Origin of the sequence: Bacillus sp. FSL R5-0585 (assembly GCF_038004545.1) — a bacterium.
GTDB classification, from domain to species: Bacteria; Bacillota; Bacilli; order Bacillales; family Bacillaceae_G; genus Bacillus_A; species Bacillus_A cereus.
The window spans coordinates 13757-25894 of sequence record NZ_JBBORJ010000004.1; the positions used below are offsets into that span (position 1 = coordinate 13757).

Sequence of the window (12138 nt, forward strand, 5' to 3'; positions counted from 1 at the left end):
AGAGAAAACAGCCATAAGAGGGAAAGGGAATGAGTGAATGAATGGAATGGTTATTTGGAATTATAGGTACTTGTAGTGTAGTGTTATTGTTCTTTGTCCCAAGTGGTATACTTAGTTCGACAACAAGTTTGTTCTTCTTAAGTTTGTTTGCTTGTACGATGCTTATTATTATGTTTTTAATGAAGCGAAGTAAACCAATCTTCTATTTTAGCATGATTGTTATGGCAATTATTGTTCTCCAAATTATTACCCTTGTAATATACCCCACAATTATAAAAGCTTTCCATTAATGATGAATCCTCTGCGCTTGTTGCTGGGGATTTTTATTTGTACAATTTTAATTTTTAGTAGAGATTTATTCGTATTGGAATATAAAAATTAAATATTTTTATATTTCAAACAAATGGTTTTGGGATGTTGTGTTCTCATTACGCATTTGATATATTTACTTTGAACATAATTAAAATCAAGAAAAAGAGGCGGACGTATGGATAAAAAAGAAAATACGGTCGTATTGTTTCCACAACTATCAGAGCGCTATATTGATGAAGGTTTTTTAGCGCTGAAAGAGCGGAAGTTCGAAGATGCATTGCGCTGCTTTGAAATATTACGTCAGTATAATGCGGAAACGGAACAAACGGAATTAGCTTCAGTTATTTGTTTACTCGAATTAAAACGTATGGAAGAAGCGAAAGACAAATGTGAACAGTTGCTTAAAACAGGAGTTGTCTTATTTGGTGATATTCTTGAAACGTACGTGACTATTTTAGTTCAAACAAATGATTATGAAGGTGTTATTGAAACTGTTGAAAAGGTTTTACAAACGAAAGATATAATGCCTGATCAAAAGGAAAAATTAGCGCAACTTGCTTTATTTGCAGAAGGTATGCTCAATGAGGGAGACGCATCGCTAGTGGATTCAAATTTTGAGTTGGATGAGTTTACTAATGAAATTTTTGGAGAAAACTTTGGACAGAAGCTAAGAGCGATTCAGCGACTTTCGTTAAAAGACTTAGATCTTGCATTACCTGCTTTAAAGAAATTTTTAATAGAAGAAGAGCAACACCCCTATTTGAAAACTTCTATTTTGTATAAAATGATAGAAAGTCAGGTAGAAGAGGAAATAGAGGTAGAAAAGTTTGGGAATACGATTAAGGTAATTCCAGCATTTACAGGTCATAATGAGGAGCAATCCAATAACATTATACATAAATTATCAAGTCGATTAGAGCAAAATTATCCCGATATATTTGAAGCAATGGTTACATATTGGAAAGAATTGCAAATTAGTGTTTTCCCATTTGCTCTATTAATGGATAAGGAAGAGATTTGGTCAGCTGTTTTAGAGAGAATTGGAAGAAAGCGTTTCGGATTGGCTATTGATGAAGAAGAGCTTATGGCAGCATACAATATCGAATTGGAAGAGTTTCATATTGCCTATCAATGGTTATTACGTGTTGAAAGAGAAGGATATTTGCCCGTATAATTATGAAAAAGAATCGTTCAGTTCTTGAAACGAGCATATTCTATGTTATAATGTAAGGGTTGCAAAAGGCAGAAAACTGCCTGTTTGTAAGAGAAGAGAAGTGTAATTCTCTTACTTAATATGTTTCATATTATTCTCGAACAAAATATACCGTAGTTGTCTTCTGGGCAATTAGTAGATTGGAACATTATATCTGAAAGCTTTTGCTAGAGGATTATTTGTGTATTTGTTATTTCAAAAAAGAGATAATGAAGATCTTAATCTATAGAGGTATGTGCATACATTATTATAGTTGGAGGGAAAGAATAAATGTCTACAAAATGGGAAAAATTAGAAGGTAACGTTGGCGTTTTAACAATCGAAGTTGATGCTAAAGAAGTAAACAACTCTATCGACGCTGCGTTCAAAAAAGTAGTAAAAACAATTAACGTACCAGGTTTCCGTAAAGGAAAAATGCCTCGTCCATTATTCGAACAACGCTTTGGTATTGAATCTTTATACCAAGATGCTTTAGATATCATTTTACCAAAAGCATACGGTGAAGCGATTGAAGAAGCTGGTATCTTCCCAGTTGATCATCCTGAAATCGACATCGAGAAGTTCGAAAAAAATGCTAACCTTATCTTCACTGCAAAAGTTACAGTGAAACCTGAAGTTAAATTAGGTGAGTACAAAGGTTTAGCAGTAGAAAAAGTTGAAACAACTGTAACTGACGAAGATGTAGAGAACGAATTAAAATCTTTACAAGAACGTCAAGCTGAACTAGTTGTTAAAGAAGAAGGAACTGTTGAAAACGGTGATACAGCTGTAATCGACTTCGAAGGTTTCGTTGATGGCGAAGCATTTGAAGGCGGAAAAGGCGAAAACTACTCTCTAGCAATCGGTTCTGGTACATTCATCCCAGGTTTCGAAGAGCAAGTAATCGGTCTTAAATCTGGTGAGTCTAAAGACGTTGAAGTATCATTCCCAGAAGAGTACCATGCTGCTGAATTAGCTGGCAAACCAGCAACATTCAAAGTAACAATTCACGAAATCAAAACAAAAGAACTTCCTGAGTTAAACGACGAGTTCGCTAAAGAAGCAGACGAAGCGGTTGCAACTCTTGATGAATTAAAAGCAAAACTTCGCACAAACTTAGAAGAAGGCAAAAAGCACGAAGCTGAGCACAAAGTACGTGACGAAGTAGTAGAATTAGCTGCTGCTAACGCTGAAATCGAAATTCCAGAAGCTATGATCAACACTGAGTTAGATCGTATGGTTCGTGAATTCGAGCAACGTTTAAGCCAACAAGGTATGAACCTTGAGCTTTACTACCAATTCACAGGTACTGATGCTGACAAATTAAAAGAGCAAATGAAAGAAGATGCACAAAAACGTGTAAGAATCAATCTTGTTCTTGAAGCTATCATTGAAGCTGAAAACATCGAAGTTACTGAAGAAGAAGTAACTGCAGAAGTTGAAAAAATGGCTGAAATGTACGGTATGCCAGTAGACGCTATCAAGCAAGCTCTTGGAAGCGTAGATGCTTTAGCTGAAGATCTTAAAGTGCGTAAAGCTGTAGACTTCTTAGTAGAAAACGCTGCATAATAAAATAACAAGGCACGATTAAAATCGTGCCTTGTTTTATAAATATAGAAATATATTTATAAAACTTTTCGATGGAGAAGGAAAAGTTCCTTTACAAGTCGAATATACATATTTCAAAAGTTTTAAAAAATTTTTATTTGTACATAACTAGTCATATTATTTGTATTTCTCGCCACGTAGTGACATAATATGTATTTACATACGATACATTTATCGTGTACATACGAAGGCAAGAGGTTAGCACTTTGTAAGGGGTGTGAAAATATGTTTAAATTTAATGATGAAAAAGGGCAATTAAAATGTTCTTTCTGTGGTAAAACACAAACGCAAGTTCGAAAGTTAGTGGCAGGTCCAGGTGTTTACATTTGTGACGAGTGTATCGAACTTTGTACTGAAATTGTACAAGAGGAGCTTGCGAAGGACGAAGAAGTAGAATTCAAAGATGTACCGAAACCGGTAGAAATTCGTGAAATCTTAGATGAGTATGTCATCGGGCAAGATAGCGCGAAAAAAGCACTAGCGGTAGCGGTATATAACCATTACAAACGCATTAATTCTAACAGTAAAATTGATGATGTAGAATTAGCGAAGAGTAATATCGCACTTATCGGGCCAACAGGTAGTGGTAAAACATTACTGGCACAAACTTTAGCGCGTATTTTAAATGTTCCATTTGCAATCGCAGACGCAACATCTTTAACAGAAGCTGGATATGTTGGGGAAGATGTAGAAAATATCTTACTAAAGTTAATTCAAGCAGCTGATTATGATGTAGAGAAAGCGGAAAAAGGAATTATTTATATTGATGAGATTGATAAAGTGGCACGTAAGTCCGAAAATCCATCAATTACACGTGATGTATCTGGTGAAGGTGTGCAGCAGGCACTTCTGAAAATTTTAGAAGGTACTGTAGCAAGCGTTCCACCTCAAGGTGGTCGTAAGCATCCGCACCAAGAGTTTATTCAAATTGATACAACGAACATCTTATTCATTTGTGGTGGAGCGTTTGATGGCATTGAGCCGATTATTAAACGTCGCCTTGGTGAAAAAGTAATTGGATTTGGTTCTGAGAAGAAAAATGCTGATGTAAATGAGAAGCATGTTTTATCTCACGTATTACCAGAGGATCTTTTAAGATTTGGTTTAATTCCAGAGTTTATCGGTCGTCTTCCAGTTATTGCGAACCTAGAGCCACTTGATGAAGATGCTCTTGTTGATATTTTAACGAAACCGAAAAATGCACTTGTTAAGCAATTCCAAAAATTATTGGAGCTTGACGATGTTGAGTTAGAGTTTGAAGAAGGTGCACTAATCGAAATTGCGAAAAAAGCAATTGAACGTAAAACGGGTGCTCGTGGACTTCGTTCTATTATTGAAGGCTTAATGCTTGATGTAATGTTCGAACTTCCATCTCGTAAAGATATCGAGAAGTGTATTCTTACAAAAGAAACAGTAGCTGATAATGAGCCGCCAAAATTGGTGTTACAAGACGGTACTGTACTTGATACAAAAACATCTGCATAATGCGAAAGGGAAACAGCAATTTTTATAATTGCTGTTTTTCTTTATGTTTAGCTACGTTCCTCCGCGGAAATACTAAGAGATAAAATATTGCGGGAGGAAATAAATAATGAGCTGGACAAATATATTTTTAGTTGTTCAACTTGTTTTTGGTGTAATTGTCGGATTGTATTTCTGGCATTTACTTCGAAATCAACGAACACAAAAAGTTTCAATTGATCGAGAATCGAAAAAAGAATTAGAACAGCTTCGTAAAATGCGTGAGATTTCTTTAACAGAGCCGCTAGCAGAAAAGGTGCGTCCTACAACCTTTTTAGATATTGTAGGGCAAGAGGACGGAATTAAGTCGTTAAAAGCGGCTCTTTGTGGTCCGAATCCGCAACATGTAATCATATATGGCCCGCCAGGTGTTGGGAAAACAGCGGCAGCACGTCTTGTATTAGAAGAAGCGAAACGAAATCCTAAATCTCCATTTCGTACGAATGCAACATTTATTGAACTTGATGCGACAACAGCTCGGTTTGATGAACGTGGTATCGCAGACCCTTTAATAGGTTCGGTGCATGATCCGATTTATCAAGGTGCTGGGGCGATGGGGCAAGCAGGTATTCCGCAACCGAAAAAAGGTGCTGTAACAGATGCACATGGTGGTATTTTGTTTATTGATGAGATTGGCGAGCTCCATCCGATTCAAATGAATAAAATGTTAAAGGTGTTAGAAGATCGAAAAGTATTTTTAGAAAGTGCGTACTATAGTGAAGAAAATACGATGATCCCAACATATATACATGATATTTTCCAAAAAGGCTTACCGGCAGATTTTCGCTTAGTTGGAGCAACGACACGTTCGCCAGAGGAAATTCCTCCTGCTATTCGGTCACGTTGCTTAGAAGTATTTTTCCGTGAATTAGATACAGAAGAAATTCAAAAAGTAGCGAAAAATGCCGCGGAAAAAGTGGAAATGCAAATAGGTGAAAATGGTATTGAAATGATCGGGATGTATGCAAGGAATGGACGAGAAGCGATTAATCTCGTGCAAATCTCTGCTGGTATGGCGATAAATGAAGAACGTTCTTTCATTAAGGATGAAGATATAGAGTGGGTTGTTCACTCAAGTCAGCTTACACCGAAATATGAAAAGCACATTTATCCGATTCCAAGGATTGGTCTTGTAAATGGTCTTGCTGTATACGGACCAAATACAGGTGCGTTATTAGAAATTGAAGTAACAGCAATCAAGGCGAAAGATAAAGGATCGGTAAATGTTACCGGAATTGTAGAAGAAGAAAGTATTGGTAGTCAAACGAAATCGATTCGTCGTAAAAGTATGGCGAAAGGCTCTGTTGATAATGTATTAACAGTACTTCGTTCTTTAGATGTGTTGCCAGAAGGATATGATATACATATTAATTTTCCAGGTGGTATCCCAATTGATGGACCTTCTGCAGGAATCGCTATGGCAACAGGTGTATATTCTGCGGTGCACCGCACGTATGTAAATAATGAAGTAGCGATGACAGGGGAAATAAGTATACACGGAGAAGTAAAACCTATTGGTGGCGTGTACGCGAAAATAAAAGCTGCGAAAAAAGCGGGAGCTAAGAAAGTCATTATTCCTGCTGAAAATATGCAACCATTTTTGTATACGATCAAGGGAATTGAAATTATTCCTGTCCGTAAGTTAAAAGAAGTATTTGAGTTAACGTTTATGCAAGAAAATATGCATAGAGAGCTAGATGTACATACTCACGTAGACGAAACAGATGCACAATCTATGTAAAAATAAACAATAATAAAATTTGCCAGACTTCGTTTAAGTTTGTATGCTTAATCGGAGTCTTTTTTCTTTTCGTGAGGTAGAAAAACAAGCTATTTACAATTGCGCGGAATCTCAGCAATTGCATCTAGGTGTATTGTAATATAAAATAGTTGAACAGGAGTTTAATTTATTATGGAGGTGCTATGTCTAGTATGAATACGAACGAAAGAATCGTGCCCCTCCTACCATTAAGAGGCGTTCTCGTATATCCAACGATGGTTTTGCATCTTGATGTAGGACGTGATAAATCGATACAAGCACTAGAGCAGGCGGCAATGGATGAAAATATCATCTTTTTAGCAATGCAAAAAGAAATGAATATCGATGATCCGAAAGAAGATGACATATATAGTGTAGGTACGGTGGCGAAAGTGAAGCAAATGTTAAAATTGCCGAACGGTACGCTTCGTGTCCTTGTGGAAGGTTTACATAGAGCAGAAGTAATAGAGTTTATCGAAGAAGAAAATGTAGTACAAGTGTCTATTAAAACGGTAACTGAAGAAGTAGAAGATGATTTAGAAGAGAAAGCTTTTATGCGTACGTTACTGGAGCATTTCGAACAATATATTAAAGTCTCGAAAAAAGTTTCAAATGAAACATTTGCAACGGTAGCTGATGTGGAAGAACCAGGGAGATTAGCTGATCTAATTGCTTCTCACTTGCCGATTAAAACGAAGCAGAAACAAGAGATTCTAGAGATTGTATCTGTAAAAGAACGATTACAAACACTTATTTCAATTATTCAAGATGAACAAGAGTTACTTAGCCTAGAAAAGAAAATTGGGCAAAAAGTGAAACGTTCCATGGAGCGCACGCAAAAAGAATATTTCTTACGTGAGCAAATGAAGGCGATTCAAACTGAACTTGGCGACAAAGAAGGCAAGGGCGGAGAAGTAGAAGAACTTCGTGAGAAAATTGAACAGTCAGGAATGCCGGAAGAAACAATGAAGGCTGCGCTGAAAGAATTAGATCGTTATGAAAAGTTACCAGCAAGTTCTGCGGAGAGTGGTGTTATTCGCAATTATATTGATTGGTTATTAGCGCTTCCGTGGACAGAGGCAACAGAAGATATAATTGATCTTGCTCATTCGGAAGAGATTTTAAATAACGATCATTACGGTCTTGAAAAAGTGAAAGAGCGTGTACTTGAATATTTAGCTGTACAGAAGTTAACGAATTCATTAAAAGGACCTATCCTTTGTTTAGTAGGCCCTCCTGGGGTCGGCAAAACTTCGTTAGCGCGTTCAATTGCAACATCATTGAATCGTAACTTCGTCCGTGTATCTCTTGGTGGTGTGCGTGATGAATCTGAAATTCGTGGTCACCGCCGTACATATGTTGGAGCAATGCCAGGACGCATTATTCAAGGTATGAAAAAGGCGAAAACAGTTAATCCAGTCTTCTTATTAGATGAGATTGATAAAATGTCTAACGATTTCCGTGGAGATCCATCAGCGGCATTACTTGAAGTATTAGATCCAGAACAAAACCATAACTTCAGTGATCATTACATTGAAGAACCATATGATCTATCAAAAGTTATGTTTGTAGCAACTGCTAATACACTTTCAAGTATTCCAGGTCCATTACTTGACCGTATGGAAATCATTTCGATTGCTGGCTATACAGAACTTGAAAAAGTACACATTGCTCGTGAGCATTTATTGCCGAAACAATTAAAAGAACATGGCTTACGAAAAGGTAATTTACAAGTGCGTGATGAAGCGCTGCTTGAGATTATTCGTTATTATACACGTGAGGCTGGTGTTCGTACGCTAGAGCGCCAAATTGCAAAAGTTTGCCGTAAAGTAGCGAAGATTATCGTTACAGCAGAACGTAAACGTATCGTTGTGACAGAGAAAAAGATTGTTGATTTACTTGGTAAACACATATTCCGTTATGGGCAAGCTGAAAAAACAGACCAAGTTGGTATGGCAACAGGTCTAGCTTACACAGCAGCAGGCGGCGATACACTTGCCATTGAAGTTTCTGTAGCGCCAGGAAAAGGGAAACTAATTTTAACAGGGAAACTTGGGGATGTTATGAAAGAATCAGCACAAGCTGCGTTTAGTTATATACGTTCTCGTGCAGAAGAGCTTCAGATCGATCCGAATTTCCATGAGAAAAATGATATTCATATTCACGTTCCAGAAGGAGCAGTTCCAAAAGACGGACCGTCAGCAGGTATTACGATGGCAACGGCACTTATTTCTGCGCTAACAGGTATTCCTGTAAGTAAAGAAGTGGGTATGACAGGTGAAATTACACTTCGTGGTCGTGTATTACCAATTGGTGGTTTAAAAGAAAAAACATTAAGTGCTCACCGCGCAGGCTTAACAAAAATTATTTTGCCAGCAGAAAACGAGAAAGATTTAGATGATATTCCAGAGAGCGTAAAAGAAAACCTTACGTTTGTGCTTGCATCTCATTTAGATGAAGTATTGGAGCACGCATTAGTAGGAGTGAAACAATGAAAGTAACAAAAGCAGATATTGTAATTAGTGCTGTTAAACCAGAACAATATCCAGACAGTGATTTACCAGAAATTGCATTAGCAGGTCGTTCAAATGTGGGGAAGTCTTCCTTTATTAATAAAATTTTAAATCGTAAAAAGTTAGTACGTATTTCTTCTAAACCAGGAAAAACGCAAACGCTGAACTTTTTCTTAATTAATGAGATGATGCATTTTGTTGACGTTCCAGGTTATGGATATGCGAAAGTATCTAAATCGGAGCGCGCTGCATGGGGGAAAATGATTGAAACGTACTTTACAACGCGTGAACAATTAGACGCAGCTGTATTAGTAGTTGATTTACGTCACCAACCAACAAGTGATGACGTGATGATGTATGATTTCTTAAAGCATTATGAAATCCCAACAATTATTATTGCGACGAAAGCCGATAAAATTCCGAAAGGGAAATGGCAAAAGCATTTAAAAATTGTAAAAGAAACGCTTGCTGTTGAAATTGGCGATGAAATTGTTCTATTCTCTTCTGAAACAGGACTTGGAAAAGAAGAAGCGTGGAAAGCAATTCATAAATTTACAAAAACAAAAAACGCGTGACGAATGTCGCGCGTTTTTGTTTTGCTAAATTTTTTAGCGTACGTTTAATGTAACTTCAATATTTCCTCGTGTTGCTTTCGAATAAGGACATACACCGTGAGCCGCTTCTACAAGTTCTTGTGCTTCGCTATGTGAAACGCCAGCCACATGTACATCAAGTACAGCAGATAGGCCGAAACCACCATCTGTATCTTTTCCGATAGAAACGTGAGCAGTTACTTCTGTACTTTCTACTTTCACACGTTTTGTACGAATGACAAGTTGTAATGCACTATCGAAACAAGCTGCATAACCAGCTGCAAATAGTTGTTCTGGATTTGTTGCTTCTCCGCCTGCACCACCTAGTGCTTTCGGCATTTTTACATCAAGATTTAATATGCCATCATCTGAAAATACTTTCCCATTTCTTCCACCTGTTGCTGTTACTGAAGCAGTATATAATTTATCCATATTTATTCCCCTTTTCCATCATTAATTGTTTTCATTGTGTCAATCAGTTTATTTAGTTGAATTAATAAAGAGCGATATTCTTGCTCTGTAATTCCTAAGTTTGTAGCCATCGTTGTCGGTAATGAACAAGCCTTTTTCTTTAAATCTTTGCCCTGTTCTGTTAATTCAATACAAACTTTTCGCTCGTCTTCTTTGGAACGAACACGTTTTACAAGTTTTAATGATTCCATACGTTTTAACATAGGTGTTAACGTACCAGAATCTAAAAATAGACGTTCTCCAATTTCTTTTACTGTTAGTCCATCTTGCTCCCATAGTACGAGTAAAGTAATGTACTGGGGATACGTAATACCCATTTCTTCTAAATAAGGTCGATAAAAACGAGTAACCTCTCTAGAGCAGGCGTAAATAGAAAAACAAAGTTGGTTATCTAGATGCAAAGAGTCTTCTGTCATAAATAACTCCCTTCTAATTAAGTTGTGCACAATTTAATTTTGTAAAACTAATATAACGAAAAAGAAATGCAATGTCAAATACATTTTATTGAGAAAGTCTTTGTTACATTTTGGAACAATCATACATATTTTCCTTCATGATGAAAGAAGATAGGGAAGATGATGTTATAATTTATATGGAATAGTTTCCATCACTTGATTATGAGGGCTTTTTTTGGTAACGTACAAATAGAGTTATTAATTTATAATCATTATAAAGTAGAATTTTTTTTATTAGTGTTACTGAATCTCCTTTATTACATACGGAGAATAATTAAAAAATAATCGGTTGTTCACACGATTGTCAGATTCATAAGAGGAAAGTTGTATTATGATAGTAGATAAAGTGATAAAACGGGTGAAGGGGGACATGCTGCGTGCATATTCTTGTTGTTAGTGTAAATTATCGAACAGCCCCTGTAGAATTTCGTGAGAAACTCACATTTCAGGCAGCAGAACTAGAGCGAGCGATGACTACATTACAAAATCAAAAGAGCGTGTTAGAGAATGTCATTGTGTCAACTTGTAATCGCACTGAGATTTATGCTGTTGTCGATCAATTACACACGGGACGGTATTATATTAAGAAGTTTTTAGCTGATTGGTTTCAGCTTGAAATAGAAGAAGTCGCGCCATATTTAACTATTTTTGAACAAGATGGCGCAATAGATCATTTATTCCGCGTAACGTGCGGTTTAGATTCAATGGTAGTCGGAGAAACGCAGATTTTAGGTCAAATAAAAGATAGCTTTTTAGAAGCGCAACAAGTTAAAGCAACAGGCACAATTTTTAATGAATTGTTTAAGCAAGTCATTACATTAGCAAAACGTGCCCACTCAGAAACAACAATCGGGGAAAGTGCAATGTCTGTTAGTTATGCTGCTGTTGAGCTTGGAAAGAAAATATTTGGCGAGTTAACAGATTGTCATGTGCTTATTCTTGGTGCTGGTAAAATGGGCGAACTTGCACTACAAAACTTATATGGAAGTGGTGCTCGTAAAGTAACAGTTATGAATAGGACGCTTTCGAAAGCAGAAGTAATGGCTGAGAAATATATGGGACATGCAAAATCGTTAAGCGAATTACAATGTGCATTATTAGAAGCAGATATTTTAATTAGTTCAACTGGTGCATCGGAGTATGTCATTACGAAAGAGATGATGACAAAGGTAGAGAAAATGCGCTCTGGTCGCCCTTTGTTTATGGTTGACATTGCAGTGCCACGTGATATTGATCCAGCGATTGATGAGCTAGAAGGTTCTTTCTTGTATGATATTGATGATTTACAAGGAGTAGTGGAGGCAAACCGTGCTGAGCGTTTGAAAGAGGCAGAGAAAATTCAATTTATGATTGAAGAGGAAATTGTTCTATTTAAAACGTGGTTAAGTACACTTGGTGTTGTTCCATTAATATCAGCTCTTCGTGATAAGGCACTTGCAATCCAAAGTGAAACGATGGTAAGCCTAGAGCGAAAAATACCAAACCTTAGTGATCGTGAGAAAAAAGTTATTAGTAAGCATACGAAAAGTATTATTAATCAATTATTAAAAGACCCAATTTTAGTAGCGAAAGAAATAGCTGCTGAAGAGGGAGCGAGCGAAAAATTAGCGTTATTTGCAAAGATTTTTGATTTAGAAACGGAAGACGTAGAGAGTCGTGCGGAAGAAGTAGAACATAAAAGAGTGTGGACACCATCCGTTCCATCTTTATAATT

The 12138-nt window shown here is 36.7% G+C and carries 10 protein-coding genes; 8 read left to right on the forward strand and 2 right to left on the reverse strand.

Translation table 11 applies throughout. The features are described from left to right. The first annotated feature begins 41 nt into the window (after positions 1–41). From MKY38_RS28780 to ysxC, 7 genes are all read left to right on the forward strand, one after another. Entirely contained in the window at positions 42–290 is a 249-nt protein-coding gene (locus tag MKY38_RS28780) for a hypothetical protein (RefSeq protein WP_001983650.1), read from the forward strand. A gap of 197 nt (positions 291–487) precedes the next feature. Further along, the gene (locus tag MKY38_RS28785) at positions 488–1486 is read left to right on the forward strand and encodes a hypothetical protein (RefSeq protein ID WP_065222797.1); all 999 of its coding nucleotides are present in this window, start codon (positions 488–490) and stop codon (positions 1484–1486) included. Positions 1487–1795: 309 nt separating this feature from the next. Continuing rightward, a complete protein-coding gene (gene tig / locus MKY38_RS28790) occupies positions 1796–3073 on the forward strand; it encodes a trigger factor (RefSeq protein ID WP_000105215.1) in 1278 nt (425 codons plus the stop codon). 264 nt (positions 3074–3337) lie between these two features. Continuing rightward, complete coding sequence (gene clpX, locus MKY38_RS28795; RefSeq protein ID WP_000472289.1) at positions 3338–4597, forward strand: ATP-dependent protease ATP-binding subunit ClpX; 1260 nt, start codon at positions 3338–3340, stop codon at positions 4595–4597. Between the two features lie 106 nt (positions 4598–4703). Beyond that, entirely contained in the window at positions 4704–6374 is a 1671-nt protein-coding gene (lonB, locus tag MKY38_RS28800) for an ATP-dependent protease LonB (protein ID WP_000119170.1), read from the forward strand. 182 nt (positions 6375–6556) lie between these two features. Next, the gene (lon, locus tag MKY38_RS28805; RefSeq protein WP_000097285.1) at positions 6557–8887 is read left to right on the forward strand and encodes an endopeptidase La; all 2331 of its coding nucleotides are present in this window, start codon (positions 6557–6559) and stop codon (positions 8885–8887) included. Continuing rightward, positions 8884–9480 carry a ribosome biogenesis GTP-binding protein YsxC gene (gene ysxC / locus MKY38_RS28810; RefSeq protein WP_065222799.1) on the forward strand — a complete coding sequence of 199 codons (597 nt, stop codon included), beginning with the start codon at positions 8884–8886 and terminating at the stop codon, positions 9478–9480. The genes lon and ysxC overlap by 4 nt, the downstream gene beginning before the upstream one ends. Before the next feature lie 33 nt (positions 9481–9513). On the opposite strand, the gene MKY38_RS28815 is transcribed toward ysxC, so the two are convergent. Then, on the reverse strand, positions 9514–9930 hold the full coding sequence (locus MKY38_RS28815; RefSeq protein ID WP_000359767.1) for an organic hydroperoxide resistance protein: 417 nt from the start codon (positions 9928–9930) through the stop codon (positions 9514–9516). A 2-nt stretch (positions 9931–9932) separates the two neighbouring features. Further along, the gene (locus tag MKY38_RS28820) at positions 9933–10385 is read right to left on the reverse strand and encodes a MarR family winged helix-turn-helix transcriptional regulator (RefSeq protein WP_065222800.1); all 453 of its coding nucleotides are present in this window, start codon (positions 10383–10385) and stop codon (positions 9933–9935) included. Between the two features lie 416 nt (positions 10386–10801). On the opposite strand from MKY38_RS28820, the gene hemA reads away from it, so the two are divergent. Then, the gene (gene hemA, locus MKY38_RS28825) at positions 10802–12136 is read left to right on the forward strand and encodes a glutamyl-tRNA reductase (protein WP_078385146.1); all 1335 of its coding nucleotides are present in this window, start codon (positions 10802–10804) and stop codon (positions 12134–12136) included. Positions 12137–12138 lie beyond the last annotated feature (2 nt).